The organism is Enterobacter cloacae complex sp. P1B (assembly GCF_014982345.1).
Lineage (GTDB): Bacteria > Pseudomonadota > Gammaproteobacteria > Enterobacterales > Enterobacteriaceae > Enterobacter > Enterobacter bugandensis.
Genome location: NZ_JADCLF010000013.1, coordinates 743,741 through 766,963, shown reverse-complemented (window position 1 = coordinate 766,963; position 23,223 = coordinate 743,741). Strand labels below are relative to the sequence as shown.

The 23,223-nt window shown below is 50.5% G+C and carries 24 protein-coding genes; 18 read left to right on the top strand and 6 right to left on the bottom strand.

Annotated features, from left to right (window positions below):
* The first annotated feature begins 278 nt into the window (after nucleotides 1–278).
* From INF77_RS16490 to INF77_RS16465, 6 genes are read left to right on the top strand one after another with little or no spacing between them, the layout of a single operon-like run.
* Complete coding sequence (locus INF77_RS16490) at nucleotides 279–809, top strand: fimbrial protein (RefSeq protein ID WP_028012844.1); 531 nt, start codon at nucleotides 279–281, stop codon at nucleotides 807–809.
* A gap of 57 nt (nucleotides 810–866) precedes the next feature.
* On the top strand, nucleotides 867–1,544 hold the full coding sequence (locus tag INF77_RS16485; protein ID WP_193532764.1) for a molecular chaperone: 678 nt from the start codon (nucleotides 867–869) through the stop codon (nucleotides 1,542–1,544).
* Nucleotides 1,545–1,586: 42 nt separating this feature from the next.
* Nucleotides 1,587–4,130, top strand: coding sequence for a fimbria/pilus outer membrane usher protein (locus INF77_RS16480; protein WP_193532765.1), 2,544 nt, complete (start codon nucleotides 1,587–1,589; stop codon nucleotides 4,128–4,130).
* Nucleotide 4,131: 1 nt separating this feature from the next.
* Nucleotides 4,132–5,079, top strand: a complete 948-nt coding sequence (locus INF77_RS16475; protein WP_193532766.1) for a fimbrial protein — start codon at nucleotides 4,132–4,134, stop codon at nucleotides 5,077–5,079.
* 11 nt (nucleotides 5,080–5,090) lie between these two features.
* Nucleotides 5,091–5,603, top strand: coding sequence for a fimbrial protein (locus INF77_RS16470; protein ID WP_048960400.1), 513 nt, complete (start codon nucleotides 5,091–5,093; stop codon nucleotides 5,601–5,603).
* A gap of 41 nt (nucleotides 5,604–5,644) precedes the next feature.
* Nucleotides 5,645–6,286, top strand: a complete 642-nt coding sequence (locus INF77_RS16465) for a LuxR C-terminal-related transcriptional regulator (protein WP_063153871.1) — start codon at nucleotides 5,645–5,647, stop codon at nucleotides 6,284–6,286.
* A 15-nt stretch (nucleotides 6,287–6,301) separates the two neighbouring features.
* On the opposite strand, the gene INF77_RS16460 is transcribed toward INF77_RS16465, so the two are convergent.
* Together INF77_RS16460 and INF77_RS16455 are read right to left on the bottom strand one after the other, a co-directional pair.
* Complete coding sequence (locus INF77_RS16460; RefSeq protein WP_080461416.1) at nucleotides 6,302–6,940, bottom strand: helix-turn-helix domain-containing protein; 639 nt, start codon at nucleotides 6,938–6,940, stop codon at nucleotides 6,302–6,304.
* A gap of 87 nt (nucleotides 6,941–7,027) precedes the next feature.
* Nucleotides 7,028–7,690: a winged helix-turn-helix transcriptional regulator gene (locus tag INF77_RS16455; protein ID WP_047368376.1), complete on the bottom strand. Its 663-nt coding sequence runs from the start codon at nucleotides 7,688–7,690 to the stop codon at nucleotides 7,028–7,030.
* Between the two features lie 406 nt (nucleotides 7,691–8,096).
* Here INF77_RS16455 and INF77_RS16450 point away from each other — a divergent pair, with 406 nt between their 5' ends.
* The 8 genes from INF77_RS16450 to INF77_RS16415 all read left to right on the top strand — a co-directional run bounded on the left by INF77_RS16450 (nucleotide 8,097) and on the right by INF77_RS16415 (nucleotide 15,283).
* On the top strand, nucleotides 8,097–8,615 hold the full coding sequence (locus tag INF77_RS16450; protein WP_193531758.1) for a fimbrial protein: 519 nt from the start codon (nucleotides 8,097–8,099) through the stop codon (nucleotides 8,613–8,615).
* A gap of 61 nt (nucleotides 8,616–8,676) precedes the next feature.
* Nucleotides 8,677–9,354 (top strand): molecular chaperone, encoded by a 678-nt coding sequence (locus tag INF77_RS16445; RefSeq protein ID WP_028012853.1) that lies wholly within the window; start codon nucleotides 8,677–8,679, stop codon nucleotides 9,352–9,354.
* 40 nt (nucleotides 9,355–9,394) lie between these two features.
* Nucleotides 9,395–11,935: a fimbria/pilus outer membrane usher protein gene (locus INF77_RS16440; RefSeq protein ID WP_227413900.1), complete on the top strand. Its 2,541-nt coding sequence runs from the start codon at nucleotides 9,395–9,397 to the stop codon at nucleotides 11,933–11,935.
* An 8-nt stretch (nucleotides 11,936–11,943) separates the two neighbouring features.
* Complete coding sequence (locus INF77_RS16435) at nucleotides 11,944–12,867, top strand: fimbrial protein (RefSeq protein WP_072058753.1); 924 nt, start codon at nucleotides 11,944–11,946, stop codon at nucleotides 12,865–12,867.
* A gap of 10 nt (nucleotides 12,868–12,877) precedes the next feature.
* Entirely contained in the window at nucleotides 12,878–13,387 is a 510-nt protein-coding gene (locus INF77_RS16430; RefSeq protein ID WP_126326128.1) for a fimbrial protein, read from the top strand.
* Nucleotides 13,388–13,399: 12 nt separating this feature from the next.
* A complete protein-coding gene (locus tag INF77_RS16425; protein WP_063942596.1) occupies nucleotides 13,400–13,909 on the top strand; it encodes a fimbrial protein in 510 nt (169 codons plus the stop codon).
* A gap of 42 nt (nucleotides 13,910–13,951) precedes the next feature.
* Complete coding sequence (locus INF77_RS16420; RefSeq protein WP_193531759.1) at nucleotides 13,952–14,638, top strand: EAL domain-containing protein; 687 nt, start codon at nucleotides 13,952–13,954, stop codon at nucleotides 14,636–14,638.
* Between the two features lie 3 nt (nucleotides 14,639–14,641).
* Nucleotides 14,642–15,283, top strand: coding sequence for a LuxR C-terminal-related transcriptional regulator (locus INF77_RS16415; RefSeq protein WP_047368381.1), 642 nt, complete (start codon nucleotides 14,642–14,644; stop codon nucleotides 15,281–15,283).
* A gap of 67 nt (nucleotides 15,284–15,350) precedes the next feature.
* Here INF77_RS16415 and fdhF read toward each other — a convergent pair whose 3' ends face one another.
* From fdhF to ycgZ, 4 genes are all read right to left on the bottom strand, one after another.
* Complete coding sequence (gene fdhF / locus INF77_RS16410) at nucleotides 15,351–17,501, bottom strand: formate dehydrogenase subunit alpha (protein ID WP_193531760.1); 2,151 nt, start codon at nucleotides 17,499–17,501, stop codon at nucleotides 15,351–15,353.
* Between the two features lie 184 nt (nucleotides 17,502–17,685).
* Complete coding sequence (locus tag INF77_RS16405) at nucleotides 17,686–17,964, bottom strand: biofilm/acid-resistance regulator YmgB/AriR (RefSeq protein WP_028012859.1); 279 nt, start codon at nucleotides 17,962–17,964, stop codon at nucleotides 17,686–17,688.
* Between the two features lie 29 nt (nucleotides 17,965–17,993).
* Nucleotides 17,994–18,314: a hypothetical protein gene (locus INF77_RS16400; RefSeq protein ID WP_193531761.1), complete on the bottom strand. Its 321-nt coding sequence runs from the start codon at nucleotides 18,312–18,314 to the stop codon at nucleotides 17,994–17,996.
* Nucleotides 18,315–18,318: 4 nt separating this feature from the next.
* Nucleotides 18,319–18,558 carry a regulatory protein YcgZ gene (gene ycgZ / locus INF77_RS16395; protein WP_028012861.1) on the bottom strand — a complete coding sequence of 80 codons (240 nt, stop codon included), beginning with the start codon at nucleotides 18,556–18,558 and terminating at the stop codon, nucleotides 18,319–18,321.
* A 340-nt stretch (nucleotides 18,559–18,898) separates the two neighbouring features.
* Here ycgZ and INF77_RS16390 point away from each other — a divergent pair, with 340 nt between their 5' ends.
* The 4 genes from INF77_RS16390 to sufB all read left to right on the top strand — a co-directional run bounded on the left by INF77_RS16390 (nucleotide 18,899) and on the right by sufB (nucleotide 23,217).
* Nucleotides 18,899–20,119, top strand: coding sequence for a diguanylate phosphodiesterase (locus tag INF77_RS16390; protein WP_048956257.1), 1,221 nt, complete (start codon nucleotides 18,899–18,901; stop codon nucleotides 20,117–20,119).
* 188 nt (nucleotides 20,120–20,307) lie between these two features.
* The gene (locus INF77_RS16385) at nucleotides 20,308–21,036 is read left to right on the top strand and encodes a MerR family transcriptional regulator (protein WP_193531762.1); all 729 of its coding nucleotides are present in this window, start codon (nucleotides 20,308–20,310) and stop codon (nucleotides 21,034–21,036) included.
* 313 nt (nucleotides 21,037–21,349) lie between these two features.
* A complete protein-coding gene (sufA, locus tag INF77_RS16380) occupies nucleotides 21,350–21,718 on the top strand; it encodes a Fe-S cluster assembly scaffold SufA (protein ID WP_041910386.1) in 369 nt (122 codons plus the stop codon).
* Nucleotides 21,719–21,726: 8 nt separating this feature from the next.
* On the top strand, nucleotides 21,727–23,217 hold the full coding sequence (sufB, locus tag INF77_RS16375; RefSeq protein WP_028012865.1) for a Fe-S cluster assembly protein SufB: 1,491 nt from the start codon (nucleotides 21,727–21,729) through the stop codon (nucleotides 23,215–23,217).
* Nucleotides 23,218–23,223 lie beyond the last annotated feature (6 nt).

The following is a 23,223-nucleotide window of genomic DNA, read 5'->3' as shown; positions in this document are numbered from 1 at the left end:
AAACGGTGAAAGTCTAAAAGTAGACTGGCGATAAAGTGAACGATTCAAATGTTTATTTTTTGTTAAACCCCAGTCTACAGCTAGACCTGAAAATGGATTGTTTCGCACAAAAGAGTTGTATAAATTTTGACTCGTCGACAGAAACACCCATCTGAAACGCTCGACACGATGAGAGTGATATTTTGTTTCTGATGGCCTCTAAAAAAGAATGGCAGAATGAGGAACGTCTGTTTTGCCTGAATATCAGTAATAAATAAAGTAATACAGGAAATGGCTTTATGAAAAAGAAAATTATTGTTGCCATGTTTGCGGCTGGCTCTGCATTGACAATGACTCAGGCTTTCGCGGCGGCAGGTACGGTTAATTTTAACGGTAATATTTTGGATAATGCCTGCGATGTGGATGTGGCATCCCAGAATCAGGTTGTGGTCCTCGGCGATTATTACAAAACGGAATTCCCGACAACGGGTTCCCGAACCGCAGCGACGCAGTTCAATATCGTACTGAAAAACTGCCCGGTGACCGTTACCTCCGCGAAGGTGCGTTTTGACGGCACGCCAGATTTAACCAACGCAAGCCTGCTGGCGATTGATTCCTCCGTTGTGGGAGCAGCAACGGGCGTGGCCATCAACCTGATGACGGCGGATAAGGCCGATCTGCCGCTGCATGGTAGCAACAGCTATACCTATGCGCTGAGCAGCACCGCTGATAATACGCTCAACTTCTATGCCCAGTATATTTCGACTGCGGCATCAGTGACCGCGGGCCCGGCTAACTCGGTTGCTAACTTCTCTGTGATTTATAACTAAGTCTTTTGCAGTAATCAGTATGGGGCCACCCGGCCCCTTTGTTTTATGAGGTATTCAATGCGTTTTATCACAACAATCGGTCTGGCCGCAGCAGCGTTACCGCTGACATTTTCGATCGCCAATGCCGGGGTCATTATTGGCGGCACCCGCGTTATTTTCGACGGTGCAAAAAAAGAAGCAACCATTAGCGTGGACAATGCCGATAGCGCGCCCTTTTTAATTCAGTCGTGGATTGATGCGCCGGAGGGAAAAACAGATAAAGCGCCTTTTATCATTACGCCTCCGCTTTATCGACTGGATGGCGGCCAGAAAAATATCGAACGCATTGTTATGACAGGTTCACTCTCTCAGGAACAAGAAAGTTTATTCTGGCTCAATATAAAAGCCATTCCTTCTGCAACGAAACAGGCAAACGCACTGCAAATTGCGGTGAAAACGCGTATCAAGTTGATTTATCGCCCGGCTAATCTTCACGCGTCAACGCCTGAAGATCAGGCCGGAAAATTAACGTGGCAACGCAACGGGAATGAAATTCAGGTTACGAATCCGACACCTTATGTCATCAATTTTAATGAAATATCTGTGGGCGGAAAAAGGCTGGATGATGTTTCGTATGTATTACCTGGCGCGTCGGTCCGGTTCCCGTTATCTCATGGAACCAGCGGAAATACGTTGACGTTTAAAGTTATCAACGATTATGGAAGCCCCGGCGCGTTGCATCAAGCCAGTTTGTGATTTTGACAAACGGTAATACCCGCATTACTCAGGTTATCAGCAATGAAAATACAGCAATATAAAGTACGTCCTCGACGCCTGGCGACACTCATCGCCCTGGCAATGACGGGGTCTTCTCCCACGCTTTATGCCAGCGAAACGTTTAATACCGAACTGGTCGAGCTGGACAACCCAGGGATGGGGAAAGCCGATTTATCCGCATTTGAATCAGGCTCTCAGGCACCGGGGACGTACCATGTTGATATTATTCTTGACGATCAGCTCATGGAGACCCGGGATATTACCTTTGCCGCAGCAAAAACGCCTGATGGAAATGACGTATTACAGCCATGCCTGAGCATTGAACAATTAAAACAGTGGGGCGTTAAGACAGCGCTCTTTCCACAGCTGGTCTCAGCGAAAAGCGACTGTGCCGATCTTAAGGCCATTCCACTGGCCTCGACGGATTTCCAGTTCAACGCGCAGCGTCTGGTTATCAGTATTCCGCAGGCGGCTATTGATATACCGGCGCGTGGCTATGTGCCACCAGAAATGTGGGACGAGGGCATCAATGCCGCCATGCTCAATTACAGCCTGAGCGGGGCCAACTCCTGGGCGAAGACCGGAGGGGCTAACAGAACGGACAGCCAGTATGCCAACCTGCGTCCGGGGATCAATATTGGGCCCTGGCGCCTGCGCAACTACACCACCTGGTCCCGGGATGCGTCGGGTCAGGATAAATGGGACACCGTTTACACCTATGCGCAGCGGGCCGTTATTCCCCTGAAAGCGCAGCTGACGCTCGGCGACAGCTCCTCCCCGGCTGACGTGTTTGACAGTATCCCTTTTCGCGGCGGCCAGCTGGCGTCCGACGATGACATGCTGCCGGATTCCCTGAAAGGCTACGCGCCCGTGGTTCGCGGTATTGCGCGCACGAATGCGCAGGTGGTGGTGCGCCAGAATGGCTATCAGATCTACCAGAGCTACGTCGCCCCGGGGGCGTTCGAGATAACAGACATGTACCCGACGGGCGGTGCCGGGGATCTGGATGTGACAATCAAAGAAGCGGATGGAAGCGAACAGCATTTCACCCTGCCTTACGCCTCTCTGCCGGTGCTGCAACGCGAAGGGCGTCTGAAGTATGCCATCACGGGCGGCCAGTATCGCGCCTATAACAGCAGCGTGGAAAAGACGCCTTTCGGGCAACTGACCGGTATTTATGGTCTCCCGCAGGGTCTGACGCTATACGGCGGCGTGCAGGGATCGGGCAAGTACCGGTCGCTCGCCGTTGGGGTGGGTAAAAACATGGGGGATTTTGGTGCGATCTCCACCGACGTAACCCAGGCCTGGTCTACGCCGGATAACACGGCCAAAACCAGCGGCCAGTCCTGGCGCGCGCGGTACAGCAAGAACTTTATTGATACCGGAACAAACTTTTCGATTGCGGGGTATCGCTATTCGACCAGCGGCTACTACGGAATGCAGGAAGTGCTGGACTCCTGGGGAGACAGTACCGCGCTGCAGGACAGGCGGCGTAACCGCGCCGAATTGACCATGAGCCAGACGCTGGGCGGGGATTTGGGGTCCCTGACCCTCAGCGCCGCGCGGGAAGACTACTGGAATTCGGGCAAATCAATGGCGTCCTGGAGCGTCGGGTATAACAACTACTGGCATAACATCAGCTATGGCGTGACCTGGACATACAGCAAAAACGCCAGCGCAGCCTCTTATGGCACCGGGAGCAGTAAAACGTACGACCACGACCAGCTTCTGGCGTTTAACGTCAGCGTGCCGCTGGAGAAATTCCTCCCGCAGACGTGGGCGAACTATGGCATGAACGCCAGCAAGAATAACGGCACTACGCACAGCCTGGGCATGAACGGCGTGGCCCTGGAAAACAACGCCCTTAACTGGAACGTGCAGCAGGGCTACGGCACGGACGGCGTGGGATATACCGGCAACATGAACGGGGATTACAAAGGGACCTACGGCGAAGTGACGGCGGGCTATGGCTACGACAGGAACAGCGAGCGTCTGAACTACGGCCTGCAGGGGGGCATCCTGGCCCACGCGGACGGCATCACCTTTTCCCAGCCGCTGGGGGAAACCAATGCCCTGATTAAGGCACCTGGCGCCCACGGGGTGGATATTCGAAACCAGTCCGGTATGCGAACGGACTACCGGGGCTATACGGTGGTGAGCAACCTCTCCGTGTACCGCAAAAACGACCTCACGCTCGATCCGGAAAATATGTCTGACGACGTGGAACTGGAGATCAATACGCGCACGGTCACGCCAACGCGAGGCGCGGTGGTCAGGGCAGATTATCTCTCTAAAGTGGGGCGCAAGGTGCTGATGACCCTGATGGACGACGGTCGATTCGTTCCATTTGGGGCGATGGTGACGCTCGCCGGAGACGGTCACAGTAGTTTTATCGTCGGCGATCGCGGACAAGTCTATTTAACCGGCATGAGCGAGCAGGGGACGCTGATCGTGGCGTGGGGAAATCAGTCCGGCCAGCAGTGTCGCGCGGATTTCACGCTGCCGAAACAGGCCACCTATGGTGGCGTCACCCTCGTTAACGCCCTTTGTCGTCGGGAACATTAAGATGAAAACGATGAAATTTTTGCTGTTGCTCTGTTTATTGGCGGGCTGGAATGGTGCCTGGGCCGGGACGTGCACGACGATCGTGCCGCAAACGTCTTCTCTGTCGGTGGGCACCCTCAACGTGCAGCGCGATGCGCCTGTGGGAACGGTGATATTCTCCGGTGCGGCGTCAAATACGGGGTCCTATCTGACCGGCTGCAGCAATCCATTAATGCTGGGTTTTAGCATGCGGTATAACAGCGCCACGCTCAGCACCTATGGGAATCATGTTTACAATACCAACGTCAGCGGGATTGGGATTCGATTTTCATCGAACAACTATTTTGATAACCCGAGCAATACCTTCTCATACAACGCGCAAACCTCCTACGTCGACTGGTATGGCGGAAAAATTGAACTGGTGGTGACCGGGCCGGTTTCATCCGGGGCGCTCACGCCCGGCGTCATCGGCGTGGTAACCCTTCAGGGCAGCGACGCTATTTATCGCGATGGCCTGACAACGCAGTTGACCAGCGGCACGATCAATGCCCTGGCGTGTACGATTAATACGCCACAATTAACCTTCGCCATTGGAAATATACCCGCCTCTTCCTTTACTGGCGGTGTGGGAACGTCGCCGGCAGGCGCGCAAAATACGCAGAACCTCGGATTAAACTGCAGCGCCGGGACCAATATAAACGTCACGTTGAGCGGCATTCAAAATCCGGATAGCGGCAATACCAGCGTGATGGCCCTGACGGGGCAGGGTAATTCAGGAACGGCAAAAGGGGTGGGCGTTCAGCTCATCTATAACGGTACGCCGCTGGCCATGAACAGTCGCCTGCTATTAAAACAGTCCGCGGGTGGAGTCGAAACGCTCCCGTTAACGGCCCGTTATTATCAAACGCAGGGGACCGTTCAGTCGGGAACGGCCAACGCCTCGGCCACGCTTAATATAACCTACCAGTAGCAGGTGAGAAGATGAAAATAGCGCACAAAAAAACGCTCCTGCTTGCCTTGTTGAGCTGGAAGGTGTTTTCCGGCGATGCGGTCAATATCGGCGTAACGGGGAATATCGTGGCATCGCCCTGCATATTTAATGGCGGGAATACGAATCTGGATATTAACCTCGGCAATATTCAGGCTTCCAATATGGCGACGCCAGGATCCACGTCCGATCCGGTTGCGTTCAATCTGCTCTTTACAAGCTGTCCGCTGGGAACCCGCAGCGTCACGGTGACGTTCGCAGGTAACCCGGATCCCGCAGCAGGCGCGGACTACTACATGAACAGCGGAACGGCCACTGGCGTTGCCGTCGCGATGAGTGACGCCGCGACCGGCTCGCTTAAAGGGACGGGCTCCAGTATCACAAAGGCTATTGCGGCAGACAGCACTGCCACGATGCCCATGCAGGCCTGGGTCAAATCCGCTCCAGGCGGTGTTACGCCCGGAAGTATCAGTGCCGTTGTTGTGATGACCATGCAGTACAACTAAATGACAGTGATACGTATCTCTTAAAGACATTGGTATGAACTATGTTAAATATTCTGATTCAGGAAACGGATCTGTTTTTTCAGGCTGGGCTACAGAACTTTTTAGAGAATTTTTTTAAGCAAAACTTTAATCGCGCCATCACCTTTAATCTTGACCTGACCCATGAAAACGTCAGTCAGGCTGATATTATTGTTCTGTCATTGTGTCAGGGTGAAACACTGACCTGTTTTCCCGAGTTACTGGCCCGGAAAAAAGGGATTGTGATAGGCTTCGTCGACGATGAGCTGCGATTTTCAGCGTCGCCCTCCTGCTTTCAGGACATCATTTTTCTCTCTCGCCGTGCATCGCTTGATCGTATCAGTGGTGATCTGTTTATCGCGTGGTTCAGGACGCAACTACCGGGTTACAAGTGGACTAAAAGGAACTGTTTCGACTGCCAGCATAAAGGTTTATCCCGGCAACAAATTCGCATTATGGTGAATTTTTACAGAGGGCTGTCGGTTGTGCAGATCGCGCACGCGCTGGAGATGAGCGAGAAAACGGTCTTTACCCATAAATATATGATGATGCAAAAATTTAATCTGCGCAGCGATTACGAGCTGATCGCATTGCTGAGAAGGTTGATGGAGAAAAAGAGCCAACCCAACCAGCTTCGCGATTTCCTGGAAAACGATTATGTATAACCTGGCAATGCTCTATCAAAATTTTTCAGGCAGCTTAATAATATTAAGTAACACACCTCTTTGCATGTCGATATAGCCCCCTTCTTTTAATGCCGACAGTATACGCATCACGCCACTCCGGGACAGGTGGGTTTTATCTCTAATATAACTTTCAGCAGTAACACTGAGCCTGAACGAGGGTTCTTCGTTTGAGAGCGCATAAAGTTGGGCGATGACAATATCATAAGCGGAAGGGCCCGTTAAATCTTCATAACTGTGAAAGAGCTTACCTGCCAGGCTCATCAGATGATATGCCAAAGGCTCCCAAAGGTTATGACGCTTAACCGTCTCATTAACAAAATCCATTTTAAGGATGACGATGTCACAGTTATTGAATGTCTTGATATAGCCGCGCATCTGGGTCTGATACAAATTGCTGAGGCCGATCACCGCGGGCCCTTGAACCGTAGCCATCGCTAAATCGTGGTTGCTACGGTGTATCATGACACGTCCTTTGAGCAATACATAACAGAGACGATCATTGCCAACCACAAAATTTAATCGACGGCGTGGAAGCACTTTTTTCAAATCTGAACCATGTTGAAGATAATCGATCAGCAATGTTGTCGCTGATGAAGGATCACATACCCATTTTGTGGAGAAGTCATCGAGCATACGCGCGCCTGTCCGTCAAACCTTCCAGTAGTCATGGGATTCAGTATAGCGTGGATCCTGCCGAGTCTCCCTAAGCGCCCGTTTTGTTCAGTATTTCAAAGGTAAGTGATTGATAGAAATCAAAATACCGCGTTTAAGTTCAACGCATCCGGTATCCCGAAGTTCTGCAAGGATCCGCATTATGCCGCTACGAGAAAGATACGTTCTGCTTTGGATGTAATTTGCTGCGGTAATATTGCTGCGGATACGCTCCGATTCGTTCATCAGTTCAAGCAACTGGAACCGGATTATTTCATATGAGGACATCTGTGATATCAGTGTGCAGTGCTCGTAAACGCGAGAAGCGGTGTAAATCACTAATTTGCACAAACTCTCCCACAGTCCAAAACTCTCGATCAGCAGATTGAAACGTTCCAGAGAAAGGCGGCTCATCACAGCATTTTCATTCACTCTGACGTACAGGTTTTCGGTCTGTGAGAACTGATTACTGATACCCATAATGAAAGTCGCTTGTTCAGAGTTAAGCACCATACCATCCCCTCGTCGGTTCAGCGTGACACCACCTTGATGAAGTATGTAACAGGTTCTTTTTTTACCGGAATGATAGCGCAGGACTTCGCCTTTATTCGCATTAAAACGCGTGGCAAAGGGAGCGATTTGTTCAATAATTTTATTGATATCATCAACGGGCTTAAATGCATGTGCAGGAGTAACCTCAGTGATTTCTCCCGTTGACATTTTAGTATTCATATTAATCCCTCCAGACGCTCTTTATGTTTGTCAAAAGATGCGTGAGAGATTATCTATCCGAGGGGAGTATAAATAAATAATAGGTTGATTTCATAATGGACTCGACCATTAACAAATATTTAATAATTTAAAATGGCCCAGTTAAACAAGTTTTACGTGTTAAAAAATAGTTAACATTAAAGTCTACTGTTGGGCTAAAAACCAATTGTCGAAAAAATTAAACTTCTGTAAATTTCGCTTCAGCAAGTGAGAGGGTGAAAACAAAGTTATCGAATAAATATCTTTGCGTTCTGCTTACTGCACGTTGGAAATGAGATGTCTGGCGCAAAAAATAAATGGCCTAAATCCATCTGGATGTTGCTGCCTAAATTTCGGTAATTTATAAAGTTATTAAGGAAATTAAATCATGAAAAAGAATATTATTGCTGCTGCTTTCGCTGCGACTGCTGCTATAACCATGTCTAATGCATTCGCTTCTGCTGGTACCGTTAATTTCACCGGTGAAATCATCGACGCAGCGTGCACCGTTGACGCGGGTTCTGTAAACCAGACCGTTGATCTGGGCCGTTACAGCAAATCTGAATTTACCGCTGCTGGCGATAAAACCGCTGCGACTAAATTCTCAATCGTGCTGACCAACTGCCCGGCAACCGTAACAGGCGCAACCATCAAGTTTGACGGTTCTGCGGACCCAGCAAACTCCAACCTGCTGGCTGTAACCGGTGGCGCAACGGGCGTTGCCATTAACCTGATGACGGCTGATAGCCAGGACCTGCCGCTGGCGGGCGTTAATTCCCACGTTTACAGCCTGGCTGAAACTGTACCAAACACGCTGGACTTCTTTGCTCAGTACGAAGCAACGTCAGCAACTGTTGGCGTAGGTCCAGCAAACGGTGTAGCTAACTTCTCCGTTAGCTACCAGTAATCTTCCTGACCGGAAAAATATATGAGGGCCGGTATACGGCCCTTTTTTATCGAGGTGTAAAATGAATTTTCTTAGCAAAACTTTAATTGCCTGCGCAGTGATTTCAGCAAGCGTGTCCGCCGCCAATGCGGGTGTTATTATTGGCGGAACGCGTGTCGTCTATGATGGCAATAAAAAAGAAGCTTCCATTGATGTTAACAACCCGGATAAGACGCCGTACCTTATTCAGTCATGGGTTGAGACATTAAATGGTGGCGCTGAGAAAGCTCCTTTTATTATTACCCCTCCGTTGTATCGACTCGATGGCGGTCAGCAAAACATTGAGCGTGTTGTGGTGACTGGCAACTTGCCGCAGGATAAGGAAAGTCTCTACTGGCTGAATATTAAAGCGATACCGTCAGCGCCCAAAAAAGATAATACGCTGCAAATAGCGATTAAAACGCGTATTAAGCTGATATACCGTCCTGCAGGCTTAAAGTCTCAGCAGCCGCAGGAGTTGAGTCATCAGTTAACCTGGCGTCGAAATGGTAATCAACTTCAGGTTACCAACCCAACCAGCTATGTCATTAACTTTAATGAAATCAGTCTGGGCGGTAAAAAAATTGAAAATGTTTCGTATGTACTTCCTGGGGAATCAATGAATTTCACGCTACCTGCTGGCGCTAACTCAACCTCTGTTAATTATAAAGTCATTAATGATTATGGAGCGGTGAGTGACGTGCAAAGCGCAAGCTTGTGAAAATAATTGGTTTTGGAATGTCGTTTCCAAGGTGACGTGAATGATGATAGTAAGGGAATATAATAATTTTAAACCTGCGCGATTGGCTTTACTGATTGCATTTGCCCTTGCTGGCTCAATGCAGAATGCCATGGCGCGTGATTACTTCAACCCGGACCTGGTTGAGCTCGATAATCCGCAAAATGGAGGTAAAGCCGATCTCGCTGCGTTTGAAGCGGGCTCGCAGGCGCCGGGAACTTATCACGTCGATGTGATGCTGGATAACGAACTTGTTGATACGCGCGATATCGAATTCAAAACCTCTGGTGCTCCCAATGATGAGGGGAAATTAGAACCTTGTCTGACCGTGGAGCAGCTTAAAGAGTGGGGCGTAAAAACCGAGCTTTTCCCGGCGCTTGCGGTGGACAACGAACGTTGTGCAAACCTGCACGCGATACCTTCCGGATCCACTGAATTCCAGTTTGGCGCACAGCGTCTGCTCATCAGCATTCCGCAGGCGGCGATTTCTCGTCAGGCCCGCGGATACGTTCCACCAGAACAGTGGGATGACGGAATCACGGCTGCACTGCTCAACTACAGCCTGAGTGGCGCTAACAACCGCTCGCGCAACGGGAGCAGTGATACCAGCAACACGCAGTACGCTAATTTACGTCCGGGAATCAATATCGGGCCATGGCGTCTGCGCAATTACACGACCTGGTCACGGGATGAAGATGGCAAGGACAAATGGGACAGCGTTTATACCTACGCCCAGCGCGCGATCGTTCCGTTAAAAGCGCAGATGACCCTCGGGGACAGCACTGCGCCTGCCGATGTCTTTGACAGTATGCCGTTCCGCGGTGCGCAACTGGCCTCAGATGATGACATGCAACCTGACTCCCTCAAGGGGTACGCACCCGTCGTCCGCGGTATCGCGCGTACCAATGCGCAGGTCATTGTCCGTCAGAATGGGTATGAGATTTACCAGACCTACGTTGCGCCTGGCGCCTTCGAGATCACGGATATGTATCCGACCGGGGGGGCGGGCGATCTGCAGGTAACAATTAAAGAGGCTGACGGTAGCATTCAACAATTCACCGTCCCTTATGCTTCACTGCCCGTACTACAGCGTGAAGGCCGATTCAAGTACGCCGTCACGGGTGGGCAATATCGTTCCTATAACGGTAGCGTAGACAAGACACCGTTTGCGCAAATTACGGGCATCTATGGCTTACCGTATGGCTTAACGGCGTACGGCGGTGGTCAAACGTCGAGTCACTACCAGTCGATCGCTGCCGGTATGGGCAAGAATATGGGTGACCTCGGCGCAGTTTCTGTCGACGTCATTCAGGCATGGTCCACCCCACAAAATCTGCCGAGCGATAGCGGCCAGTCCTGGCGAGCACGCTACAGTAAGAACTTTGTCGACACCGGCACTAACTTTGCTATTGCAGGCTACCGCTATTCGACCAAAGGCTTTTACGGTATGCAGGAAGTGCTTGATTCATATGGCGATAACGGTGTGATGCAAAACAGACGTCGTAACCGTATGGAGCTGACGATGAACCAGTCTCTGGGCGGTTCATTAGGCTCGATCATGGTGAGCGCCGTTTGCGAAGATTACTGGAACTCCGGGCGAGCCATGGAGTCCTGGAGTCTGGGGTATAACAATTTCTGGAACGGCATCAGCTATGGTTTGACGTATACCTCAACGCGTAACGGGACGCCTGGTACCTACGGTAACCCTACGAGCTATGACAAAGACCGGATGGTGGCGTTTAACATCAGCGTGCCGCTGGATAAATTCCTGCCGCAGACGTGGGCAAACTACAGCGTTAATAACAGTAAAAATAGCGGAACGACTCATACGGTTGGCATCAACGGGACCGCGCTGGAAAACAATGCCCTGAACTGGAACGTTCAGCAGGGCTATGGCAGCGATAATGTCGGATACAGCGGCAACGTAAACGGTGATTACAAGGGTACCTATGGTGAGGTGACGGCAGGGTACAGCTACGACCAGAACAATGAGCGTCTGAACTACGGAATCCAGGGCGGGGTTATTGCGCATGCTGACGGCGTGACGTTATCGCAACCGCTGGGTGAAACGAACGTCCTGGTTAAAGTGCCTGGGGCGAAAGGTCTGACAGTGCGAAACCAAACGGGCGCGAAAACGGACTATCGGGGATATACAACGGTAAATAACGTCAACGTCTACCGTAAAAACGATATCGTAATCGACCCAGAAAGTATGTCCGATGATGTAGAACTGGATCTCACGACCCGGACCGTTGTGCCGACTCGCGGAGCTATTGTTCGCGCTGAATATACTGCCAACGTTGGTCAGCGTGCATTGTTTACGTTATTGCGCGGTAACGGACAGCACATTCCCTTTGGGGCGATTGTCAGCGTGGGTGGTATTAAAAATAGCGGCTTTATTGTCGGCGATAATGGGCAGGTTTATCTCACAGGCTTAGGCGAGAATGTCGACCTTATCGCGCAATGGGGTGAGGGTAGTGATAAGCAGTGTAAAGCCTCATACGTTTTAAAACCTTCCGATGTTAAAAATAACATTGCGGTTGTCAGTACTGTTTGTCGATAGGAAACAAAATGAATCTGCTTAAAATTTTTTTGCTGTTGATTTTGACGTTAATATCCGTAGAAAGCTTTGCTGGCTGCACAAACAATATCTCTGCGCAAAACTTTAATTTAAATTTTAGTAACATTACTGCGCAGCGCGATGTGGCGCCGGGAACGGTTGTTGCTGCACAATCGGGTATTTACAATGTGAATTACTCATGTACTGATTCTGCGAATACTTACCAGGAAGCGATGAGCGGTAGTTCTCTGGGGAACAGCCTCTATGATATAGGCGTGAGTGGCTATGGTGTGCGTGTTTCAGAAAATGATACAGGCGGCGGTTTCCACCACTACTTTCCAATGTCGTTCACTATTGGCAGCTATAGTGCGTCTTATATGTATAAAGTTGAGTTGGTAAGGACAACCGCTCCCGCTGTATCCGGTGCACTTCGCAGTGGACAAATTGCTAACGTATCTATTTCGAACCAATTTTTCATCGCGACATGGAATATTACTGGAGGGAGCATTACAACACTTGCTTGTAGTACTTCTTCGGGATCGCTGAGTTTCCCAATAGGTAATATCCCCGCGACAAGTTTTGGTTCAACAGTAGGTACTACGCCAGCCAATGCTCAGGTTACCCAGACTCTCGGACTAACGTGCAATCCTGGAGCAAATATCAATATTTCTTTGAGTGGACAGCAAAATCCTGATGTGGTCAATACAAGTGTTTTAGCCTTATCGGGTCAAGGGGGGCCGGGAGTAGCGCAAGGTGTCGGGGTGCAAATATTATATGGAGGTACACCTCTCAATCTTAATAATACTGTTTTCCTTAAGCAATCTGGGGGTGGGTTGGAGTCATTCCCAATCGTGGCACGTTATTATCAGACTAAATCAGCTGTTTTACCCGGAACAGCAAATGCAACAGCAACGTTGAACATTACCTATCAATAAGGGGATAAATGTGAATATTAAATGTTTAGTCCTGAGCTTGTCCGCAATGATACCGATTTTGTCTTATTCAGCAGATGCGGTAAATATTAACGTGACTGGTAATATCGTGGCGTCACCCTGTATTGTCAACGGAGGAGCAAACAGCCTTTATGTTGATTTAGGTAATATTCAGGCAACAGCACTCGCAGCTCCTGGCTCATCATCTACTGCAGTGCCGTTTACATTGACAGTCACAAACTGCCCAACAGGCACAAGTACTGTCAGAGCAGATATTGGTGGTCTTGCATCCCACGACTCACCTAACCTTTATGAGAATTCAGGTACGGCAGGGAATGCCTCTGTTGTTTTGTATGATGGCGTAACTGGTGATTATTTAGGTCCTGGCACTACAGTCTTTAAAACTGTCCAGAGCGACCGTACAGCATCGATGGCGTTTAAAGTTGGCGCATATTCTCTTCATGGTAATACAACGCCTGGTTCAATTAATACGGCGATAGTTATTACAATGAGTTATCAATAAAGACTAGATCATATGAATAATAAACTCTTTTTATTTGCCTTCCTCCTGAGTTCAGCCCCTTTAATTACCTGCGCTGATACCACTATCATTGTTACTGGCCAGGTCATTGCCAGCCCGTGTGTCGTTGACACGGGCACCGTTTCTAAAGTGGTCAATCTGGGGGAAGATACAAAGCAGAATCTCATCAATGCCGGTGACGGTGGCGTCTGGTCTGACTTTGATCTGCTGGTGCAAAATTGTCCCGCAGGCACCACCAGCGTAACGGCCAAATTTACCGGTAATGCAGATACGCAAGATCCCACGGCATGGAGAAACAGCGGAACCAGCAACAATGTTGCATTACGTATCGCCAGCAGGGATCATGCGACAACATATAGCGTAAACAGCACAATGCAGGTCAACGTCGATAACAGTACGCGCAGCTCGACATTTCCCCTGTCAGCGAGAATGTTTACGCCGCAGGGAAATTCCACTGCTGGAACTTTCCAGTCAGTAATGAACGTTGATTTTACCTATCAGTAACGGCTGAAATATCTTTTTTAAAATACTAAGTTTGAGACATCCATGTTGATTAATTCCTTGCTTGAGCATGCTATATGCGGTGTTCGGTTCCAGCCTATCTATTCTTCACAGGAAAAGAAGATAAAGGCTTGGGAGATGCTAAGTACCTTACGTCAGGGAATTGATTGCGAAACGTTTTTTGAAAAGATGTCTTTAAGTGCAAGCTCTCGTTTGCTGCGCTGGCAGTTGCGTATAATTCCTCTGTGTGAAGAGGATGGTGACTATTTTATTAACGTCCCCGCAAGATTATTATGCCAATCAGAATTGGTCAGTGAAATATTGCCCAGCCTGCGTTCTGGTATCGTTATTGAGGTACAAGATCCGTGCAATTTTATTTTGCTAACAAATGAAGAGCGAGAGAGTTTTGATATAATGCATCAGAGAATAAAAAAAACAGGTTCAAAGATATGGTTGGATGATGTTAGAAGTGAGCATTTAGCGCCGCTGGGTGAACGTATTTGCATATTTGATGGTGTTAAAGTAGATAAAAAGAGCTTGTGGGAAAACAGATTGACTCCCCGGGCCTTACAATCAATGATAGCCTACTGCGCTATGATGGTAGATCAGGTGCTTATTGAAGGCATCGAAAATAACGAACTGTTTTCTTTGGCTCAGAATACTGGATGCAATTTAATGCAGGGATTTCTTTGGCCTGAAAAAAAGTTGAGTATCGATTATGTCTCGGTCTGATAAATGATAAATGTTTTAATTAAAGAAGATGATTTTTTATATCACCATAGCCTCAGGTCATTTGTTGAAGATTTTTTTAACAATGAATATACAAAAAAAGTCAATTTTCTCAATGGCTATGATGTGGAGAATATTGCTCGGGCGGAAATAATCGTTTATGCGTTCAGCAAGGGCGAACATTATACCTGTTTCCCGGAATTAAAATGTGCGCGTAAATGCGTCATAATTGGTATTACCGAAGCGGAAGAGCCATCGTCATCGTTTTTACCGTTCTGCATTCAGCAGACCTTTTTTGTGTCGCGCTCAGCGTCACTCTATCTGTTGAAGAGGGTATTGCGCCAGGCCTGGAGTGCATACAGTGCGCCCGTTATCCCTGTCCTTTCAAAAGCCTGTTTAAGCTGTAAGCATAAAACGTTATCACAGCGTGAGCTCAATATTATGGCCGGTCTTTTCAAGGGGGAATCCGTCAAAAACATAGCCAGGGAGATGATGCTTACGCCAAAGACGATCTATGCCCATAAGTATGCGGTTATGCATAAGTTTAACCTGAGCAGTGAGCATGAATTGCTGGAGCTCCTGAACCGCTTGCTTGAAAAGCGCTGTAACCCCAATTTGTTTCGTGATGCATTAGATCTGTTTCATTAGGGAATTACCCGGCCAAAAAGATGATCATTCTGGTGCCGGGTAAACCTGATGCTATTTACGCTGTTCCTCAGACTTTCGCCGCGCTCATCAGCCGCGACTTCATGGACTGATACGCCGACGCCGCATAGTCCTCCGCCCAGCGCTGATCCTCAATGGCCTCCAGCTGCACCGCACAATATTTTGTCTCCGGCGTTTTTGATACGGGGTCGAGATTATCCTGCGTCAGCTCGTTGCAGGCCCCGATCCACCATTGATAGGTCATATAAACCGCCCCGGCGTTGATGCGCTCGCTAATGCTGGCGCGGGTGATCACTTTACCCCGGCGCGAACGTACCCAGACCAGTTGACCGTCGCTAATACCTAGTCTCTCCGCATCGGCAGGATTCACCTGCACCCGTCCCGGCTCATCGGCGAGGCTTTGCAGCGCGGCGCAGTTCCCGGTCATCGAGCGGCAGGAGTAGTGCCCAACTTCGCGTACCGTGCAGAGTACCAGCGGATAATCATCATCGGGCGTCTCGGCCGGCGCGCGCCACGGTGCGGCAAAGAGCTGCCCTTTACCGCTCGGGGTATCGAACTGATTATCTTTGTAAAGGTACGGCGTGCCGGGGTGATCGAGCGTCGGGCACGGCCACTGCACGTGGCCCATCTCGCCCATTTTTTCATACGTCACGCCGTAGAAGAGCGGGCACAGCTCGCGCATTTCATCCCAGATCTGCTGGTTATCGTCGTAATGCATCGGATAGCCCATCTCGGTGGCGAGCAGGCTGATGATCTCCCAGTCGCGCTTCACGTTGCCTTTGGCCTCAATAGCCTGGCCAAAACGCTGGAAACCCCGGTCGGCGCAGGTAAAAACGCCGCCGTGTTCGCCCCATGAGGTGGCAGGGAGCAGAACGTCCGCCACTTCCGCCGTTTTGGTCATAAAGATGTCCTGAACCACCACGAAGTCAAGCGCCTCGAAACCGCTGCGGACCAGGCCGAGATCGGCTTCCGTCTGCAGCGGATCTTCCCCCATGATGTAATAGGCTTTGACCTTGCCTTCCAGCGCAAGGTGCGGCACTTCGGTAATGCGCGTTCCAACGCGATCGTCCATGTTATTGACGTCGATCCCCCAGGCATCGGCGAACTTCTGCCGGACAGCCGGATCGGTCACATCCTGATAGCCGGGGAACATATTCGGCAGAACGCCCATATCGCAGGCGCCCTGAACATTGTTTTGTCCGCGCACGGGACCGACACCGACGGCAGGGCGGCCGAGGTTGCCGGTCAGCAGTGCCAGGCTGGAAAGCCCTTTGACGACATCAACGGCCTGGCCAAACTGGGTCACGCCCATTCCCCACATTACGGTGGCGGAAGGGGCCGCCGCGAAGGTGCGCATTGCCTGACGAACGTCGCGGGCGGGGATGCCGGTGAGGTGTTCTACGCGCTCTGGGGCATACTCTTTCACCGTCTGCCGATAGGCCTCAAGTCCTTCGGTAAACCGCGCGACGTAGTTCTTGTCGTACAGCTCCTCTTCCAGAAGCACATAGCCAAAGGCGTTCACCAGCGCCATGTTGCTACCGTTCTTCAATTGCAGATGCTGATCGGCAATGCGCGCCGTTTCGATGCGGCGCGGGTCGCAGACGATGATTTTCGCGCCGTTTTCACGGGCTTTTAGCACGCGCCGGGCGACGATAGGGTGGGAGTCTGCGCAGTTATAGCCAAATACAAGCAGGCATTTGGAGTGTTCAATATCGTTGATAGAGTTGCTCATTGCACCGTTGCCGAGGGTCTCCTGAAGTCCGGCGACGGAAGGACCGTGACAAACGCGCGCGCAGCAGTCGACGTTGTTGGTGTGCAGCACCGCGCGGGCAAATTTTTGCATCACGTAGTTGGTTTCATTCCCGGTACCGCGCGACGACCCGGTGGTCATAATCGAACGCGGGCCGAACTGGGCTTTAATGCTGCTGAGCTTCCGGGCGGTGTAGCGGATAGCCTCTTCCCAGGTCACGGGAGTGAATGTCTCTCCCTTGCGGTAGCGGATCATCGGCTGGGTCAGGCGTGGGGTGAGCAGGCGGGTATCGTTAAGGAAATCCCATCCGTAAAATCCTTTCAGGCATAGCGTGCCCTGGTTTGTGGCCCCCTCTGCCGCTTCGGCACGGATGATACGGTTATTCTCAACGACAAGGTTTAGTTTGCAGCCTGCACCACAGTAAGGGCAGACGCTGGCGATTTTTTTCATCAATAACAGACCTGTTAAGAAATGAAGCAAAATGACTGGTAAGCCCAGTCCCGTAACAGGGAGTAAGCAGAAACCATGCCATCTTTATAATGCTTCTTTACAGGGGGTTATGAAGAGAGGGGGGTGTCATCGTCAGCCTGTTCGACAATTCTGACGATGACACGATCGCTGAATGACAGGGCGTTTAAACGTCATCCATGGTGTAGCCCACAACGATTTCCAGCGTCTTGCGAATCACATCCGCCTGAACCACGTCGTGAGTGGCTTCCAGCGTTTGAATGAGCCAGAGGATGATGGCTTTATTGGAAATATGACCTTCGGAGGCCAGAACACAGCGTACTGCAGTAGAAAAAATAGCGGACTCTTCAGCAAAACGATCGCCTGCGTGACGGAAATATTCCGCCAGCGCACTGTCTAAAAAAGCAGAGTGGTATTCGGGTTGAAGCTGAATATTTTGTCTCATTTGTTCTCACCGTAGCTGTTAAAATGCAGTCAATGTATTTTTTTGGGATCGGACGGCTTTCCCTTTCCAAACAACGACACAACATTGTCTCTGTTATCATTGAGAGGTCCCTCTCTGCTTATTCGTCCTTGCGCGGTTCTGCGACGTTTTAATCCGAGGCTTTTTGATCCGATATCGGCAATCGCCTTCGCCAGTGTCTCCCGCCGCCGGGGATTCTTTTCATGTGTTTTCATCTGCCGCAGACGCTGAACCAGAGCTTCAGTTGTAACGGGGCCACGCTCTCTCAAAAGAGAAAGAACGGCTTCGCCAATCAGCTGATCGGTCAGTTTGTCTGCGTCACTGCTGTTCATCACGTTATCGTTCGAAGAGCAAGCCAAGCAGCATATGGTAATGCTGTTCCTCTTCGGGGCCCTCGGCCCTTTCAAGGCGACTTAACAGTTTGGTACAGAGCGATTTGCGATTGAGATTTCGCCCGTCGCTAAGGATCTCAACAACGACCTGACCCAGCGTTTCCTGTTGGGTGGGAAGCGTGGCTTTTTCGAAGTACTGTGCGATTGCTGCTGCGGAATCTGCGACGTAACCTTTCTGCTGCATGTTTCGCTCCTGTAAAATTTTGTAATCAGTAACGTTACATTTAAGGTATACACTTTTTCTAAATCTGTACATTGAAAATGTACAAATTTTTAATAGAATCAGGATATATTTTATAAATGATCTATTTTTCAATTAGTTGTTTGTTGTTCATGAAACGGTAATGCTACAGAATATATTGTACAAATCGCACAGCCGCTGTTAAGTTGTACAACACTTGTGAGAGTGCCATTAACGGGCGTAAATGATTGAGATGTAAATTATTTGTGAGGCAATTAATGTGCTATAAGAGAAGTCTCTCCACATGTTTTTGTGGTCAAAACCCTTAACCCCCAGGAATCGCATGCTTACAACCATCATTTACCGCAGTCATATCTGCGAGGACGTTCCAGTGAAAGCACTGGAAGCTATGGTCGCTGCTGCAAATAATAAAAACCGGCAAGCCAACGTCACGGGGATCTTGCTGTTTAACGGCACACATTTTTTTCAGTTGCTTGAGGGGCCAGTGGAGCATGTTTCTGCTATTTATGAGGAGATCTGCAACGACCCGCGACACCATAACGTAGTCGAGCTGATGCGCGATCACGGCCCCGTCCGGCGTTTTGGCAAGGTGGGGATGGAGCTTTTTGATTTGCGCCAGTTCGACAGGAACGAGGTGCTGCAACAGGTGCTGAACAAGGGAACAACACGCTATCAGCTGACTTACAATGACCGTCCGCTGCAGTTTTTCCGTACCTTTGTCGAGGCCACGGAAAAAGCGAACTATTTTGAACTGCCGCCTGCGGATTCCTGGGAGTTCGTTCGCGAAGAAACACGCTTGTCAGCGCAACCCGAGGTAGTCGCGAAAGGAGCGGATTGCAGCTTTGCTTTCCAGCCGATAGTCGATCCGTTTATGCAGCAGGTTGTCTCCTGGGAGGCGCTTCTCCGCACGCCTGACGGCGGCGCTCCGGGGATCTACTTCGCCAATCTGCCGCGTGACGACGTGTATACCTCTGATTTGCACAGCAAGCAGGTAGCACTCTCAATGGCCAGTGCACTCGGGTTGCAGAACCAGACGTTATCCCTCAACCTGCTGCCTATGACGCTGGTTAACATTCCTAACGCCGTTGATTTCCTGCTCACCGCAATTGAAGCAAACGGTTTTGTCCCTGAGCAAATTGTGGTGGAATTCACCGAGAGCGAAGCCATTTCCCGTTTTGATGAATTCACGGATTCGGTCAGACAGCTAAAAAGTGCAGGCATCAGCGTGACGATCGATCACTTTGGTGCCGGCTTTGCGGGACTACAGCTACTGGCCCAATTCCAGCCCGACAGAATTAAGATTAATCGCGATCTCGTCGCGAACGTGCATAAAAGTGGCCCTCGACAGGCCATCATTCAGGCGATTATCAAATGCTGTTCCTCGCTTGAAATTCAGTTCTGCGCGGTCGGCGTGGAGAAGGCAGAAGAGTGGATGTGGCTGGAATCTGCGGGCATTTCCCAGTTCCAGGGGCATCTGTTTGCAAGCCCCCGGCATGGCGGAATTCCGGCGATTGCATGGCCGGAGAAGAAATTCGATTTTTGATAAAGCTGTACAAAATTCGGCAGACTTAGCTGTACGAGAAGCAAACTTTAGACAACAATGTATTAACAGGTGAAGGGAGAACGACCCCTTTCACCTGTGCAAAATGCGGTCTTAGTTATACAAATGGTTTGTACAATCTGATAAGGTTGGTGTAGTTAGGTATGGAAGTTCTGAGCGTGAGGGAGTTAATGGCCTATTACAGTATCGGCGAAGTGGCCGAACGATGCGGTATCAACCCCGTTACGCTGCGTGCCTGGCAGCGACGTTATGGATTGTTGAAGCCGCAGCGCAGCGAAGGGGGGCATCGTCAGTTTGACGATGAAGATATCCTGCGTATTGAAGAGATCAAACGCCTGATGAAAAGCGGCGTTTCGGTCGGAAAAGTAAAAGCCTTGCTGGAAAATAAAGAAGTCCTGACTCAGGGTAACTGGGTCTCGTTCCAGGAAGAGATGATGACCGTTCTGCGTTATGCCAGCCCGGCAAAGCTGCGCGCCAAAATCGGTGAGTTCCGCCGGGATCACGCCATGGATGCGCTGATTGATAACATCATTTCCCCCGTCCGCCAGCGAATGAATCAGGATCAAAATACTGTACGCCACATGGCGAGCATGCTTGACGGCGTCCTGATTGAATTCGCGGTTCTAAGCCTGGCGGAGTCGCGCAAGAAAGCGGGTAAAGATGCGTTGCTTTTCGGCTGGGAATGCGATGACCGTACCCATCTTTGGCTTGAAGCCGCGCGGCTGGCGCATCAAGGCTGGCACATTGACGTGCTGGCGGACCCGATTGATTCTCCGCGTCCTGAACTTTTCCCGGGGCAAAAAATCTTCGTCTGGACGGGAAAAACGCCAACACCGCGTCAGCAGGAACAGCTGGATCACTGGCGTGAGCAGGGTTTTAGCGTTTCATTTCACCAATAATAATCAGAGGCCTTGAGGGCCTTTTATTGTTTTAGACACTTCCAGAACAAAAGCTATCTCAAAAATAGGCATTTCCGATACATATTTTACTTTTCCTCTCTTCGCTGTTTTCTACAACAGATAATCCATTAATTTTCAAAGTATTGAACAATTAAATCCATCCCGCCCGCATCTTCTGACAGGGTCTATGCTTAATAAAAGTAGACAAAAAGGGCGGTTTAGCCGAATGCCCCTGCTGACAAAGGGTTGAAGTGATAATCGTTATCACTAACATGGTGTTATGCCCTGATGGCTAATCAGATGAGGTGGACCTATGGAACTGCATTCAGAAACCTTCAATCCTGCCGATTTTGCCTGGCGAGGATTAACGCTCACGCCTGCGGCGGCGGCGCATATCCACGAGCTGGTGGCAAAAAATCCCGACATTCTCGGCGTGCGCTTAGGCGTTAAGCAGACCGGCTGCGCGGGCTTTGGCTACGTGCTGGATACCGTCACCGCACCGGAAAAAGATGACCTGGTGTTTGAAACCGACGGCGCAAAGCTGTACGTCGCGCTGCAGGCTATGCCGTTTATCGATGGAACCGAAGTGGATTACGTGCGGGAAGGTTTAAACCAGTTATTCAAATTTCATAACCCGAAAGCCCAGAACGAATGCGGCTGCGGCGAAAGCTTTGGGGTATAGGCGGTACTATGTCTCGTAATACTGAAGCAACGAGTGATGTAAACACCTGGAGCGGCGGACACCTCAACTATAAAGAGGGTTTTTTCACGCAGCTGCAGACCGACGAGCTGGCGAAAGGCATTAATGAAGATGTGGTGCGCGCCATTTCGGCCAAACGTAACGAGCCCGAGTGGATGCTCGAATTTCGCCTGAGCGCGTTCCGCGCCTGGCTGGAGATGGAAGAGCCGCACTGGCTGAAAGCCCACTACGACAAGCTGAACTATCAGGATTACAGCTACTACTCCGCGCCCTCCTGCGGCAGCTGTGACGATACCTGCGCCTCGCAGCCCGGCGCGGTCCAGCAGACCGGTGCCGAGAACAGCTTCCTGAGCAAAGAGGTTGAAGAGGCGTTTAACCAGCTGGGCGTGCCCGTGCGCGAGGGGAGAGAGGTGGCGGTAGACGCCATTTTCGACTCCGTCTCGGTGGCGACCACCTACCGTGAAAAGCTGGCCGAGCAGGGGATCATTTTCTGCTCCTTTGGCGAAGCTATTCATGACCATCCCGATCTGGTGAAAAAGTACATCGGCACCGTGGTACCGAGCAACGATAACTTCTTCGCCGCGCTGAATGCCGCGGTAGCCTCTGACGGCACCTTTATCTACGTGCCGAAAGGCGTGCGCTGCCCGATGGAGCTCTCCACCTATTTCCGCATCAACGCCGAAAAAACCGGACAGTTTGAACGTACCATTCTGGTAGCGGACGAAGGCAGCTACGTCAGCTATATCGAAGGGTGCTCCGCCCCGGTGCGCGACAGCTACCAGCTGCACGCGGCGGTGGTTGAGGTCATCATTCACAAAGACGCCGAGGTGAAATACTCCACGGTGCAGAACTGGTTCCCCGGCGACGGCAATACCGGCGGTATCCTGAACTTCGTCACCAAGCGTGCGCTGTGCGAAGGCGAAAACAGCAAAATGTCCTGGACGCAGTCGGAAACCGGCTCCGCTATTACCTGGAAATACCCGAGCTGTATTCTGCGCGGGGATAATTCCATCGGTGAGTTTTACTCGGTGGCGCTGACCAGCGGGCACCAGCAGGCCGATACCGGCACCAAGATGATCCACATTGGGAAAAACACCAAATCGACGATTATCTCGAAGGGGATCTCCGCCGGGCATAGCCAGAACAGCTATCGCGGGCTGGTGAAAATCATGCCGACGGCCACCAACGCGCGTAACTTCACCCAGTGTGATTCAATGCTGATCGGTGCCGACTGCGGGGCGCATACCTTCCCGTACGTGGAGTGTCGCAACAACACGGCTCAGCTGGAGCACGAGGCGACCACGTCGCGTATTGGGGAAGATCAGCTCTTCTACTGCCTGCAGCGCGGCATCAGCGAAGAAGATGCCATTTCGATGATTGTGAACGGCTTCTGTAAGGACGTGTTCTCTGAACTGCCGCTGGAATTCGCCGTTGAAGCACAAAAACTCCTCGCCATTAGTCTTGAACACAGCGTCGGTTAAGGAAAG

Excerpts from the sequence above, each read along its gene's own strand:
- INF77_RS16490 (WP_028012844.1), top strand. The coding sequence starts at position 279 with ATGAAAAAGAAAATTATTGTTGCCATGTTTGCGGCTGGCTCTGCATTG.
- INF77_RS16485 (WP_193532764.1), top strand. The coding sequence starts at position 867 with ATGCGTTTTATCACAACAATCGGTCTGGCCGCAGCAGCGTTACCGCTG.
- INF77_RS16480 (WP_193532765.1), top strand. The coding sequence starts at position 1,587 with ATGAAAATACAGCAATATAAAGTACGTCCTCGACGCCTGGCGACACTC.
- INF77_RS16475 (WP_193532766.1), top strand. The coding sequence starts at position 4,132 with ATGAAAACGATGAAATTTTTGCTGTTGCTCTGTTTATTGGCGGGCTGG.
- INF77_RS16470 (WP_048960400.1), top strand. The coding sequence starts at position 5,091 with ATGAAAATAGCGCACAAAAAAACGCTCCTGCTTGCCTTGTTGAGCTGG.
- INF77_RS16465 (WP_063153871.1), top strand. The coding sequence starts at position 5,645 with ATGTTAAATATTCTGATTCAGGAAACGGATCTGTTTTTTCAGGCTGGG.
- INF77_RS16460 (WP_080461416.1), bottom strand. The coding sequence starts at position 6,940 with ATGCTCGATGACTTCTCCACAAAATGGGTATGTGATCCTTCATCAGCG.
- INF77_RS16455 (WP_047368376.1), bottom strand. The coding sequence starts at position 7,690 with ATGAATACTAAAATGTCAACGGGAGAAATCACTGAGGTTACTCCTGCA.
- INF77_RS16450 (WP_193531758.1), top strand. The coding sequence starts at position 8,097 with ATGAAAAAGAATATTATTGCTGCTGCTTTCGCTGCGACTGCTGCTATA.
- INF77_RS16445 (WP_028012853.1), top strand. The coding sequence starts at position 8,677 with ATGAATTTTCTTAGCAAAACTTTAATTGCCTGCGCAGTGATTTCAGCA.
- INF77_RS16440 (WP_227413900.1), top strand. The coding sequence starts at position 9,395 with ATGATGATAGTAAGGGAATATAATAATTTTAAACCTGCGCGATTGGCT.
- INF77_RS16435 (WP_072058753.1), top strand. The coding sequence starts at position 11,944 with ATGAATCTGCTTAAAATTTTTTTGCTGTTGATTTTGACGTTAATATCC.
- INF77_RS16425 (WP_063942596.1), top strand. The coding sequence starts at position 13,400 with ATGAATAATAAACTCTTTTTATTTGCCTTCCTCCTGAGTTCAGCCCCT.
- INF77_RS16420 (WP_193531759.1), top strand. The coding sequence starts at position 13,952 with ATGTTGATTAATTCCTTGCTTGAGCATGCTATATGCGGTGTTCGGTTC.
- INF77_RS16415 (WP_047368381.1), top strand. The coding sequence starts at position 14,642 with ATGATAAATGTTTTAATTAAAGAAGATGATTTTTTATATCACCATAGC.
- fdhF (WP_193531760.1), bottom strand. The coding sequence starts at position 17,501 with ATGAAAAAAATCGCCAGCGTCTGCCCTTACTGTGGTGCAGGCTGCAAA.
- INF77_RS16405 (WP_028012859.1), bottom strand. The coding sequence starts at position 17,964 with ATGAGACAAAATATTCAGCTTCAACCCGAATACCACTCTGCTTTTTTA.
- INF77_RS16400 (WP_193531761.1), bottom strand. The coding sequence starts at position 18,314 with ATGAACAGCAGTGACGCAGACAAACTGACCGATCAGCTGATTGGCGAA.
- ycgZ (WP_028012861.1), bottom strand. The coding sequence starts at position 18,558 with ATGCAGCAGAAAGGTTACGTCGCAGATTCCGCAGCAGCAATCGCACAG.
- INF77_RS16390 (WP_048956257.1), top strand. The coding sequence starts at position 18,899 with ATGCTTACAACCATCATTTACCGCAGTCATATCTGCGAGGACGTTCCA.
- INF77_RS16385 (WP_193531762.1), top strand. The coding sequence starts at position 20,308 with ATGGCCTATTACAGTATCGGCGAAGTGGCCGAACGATGCGGTATCAAC.
- sufA (WP_041910386.1), top strand. The coding sequence starts at position 21,350 with ATGGAACTGCATTCAGAAACCTTCAATCCTGCCGATTTTGCCTGGCGA.
- sufB (WP_028012865.1), top strand. The coding sequence starts at position 21,727 with ATGTCTCGTAATACTGAAGCAACGAGTGATGTAAACACCTGGAGCGGC.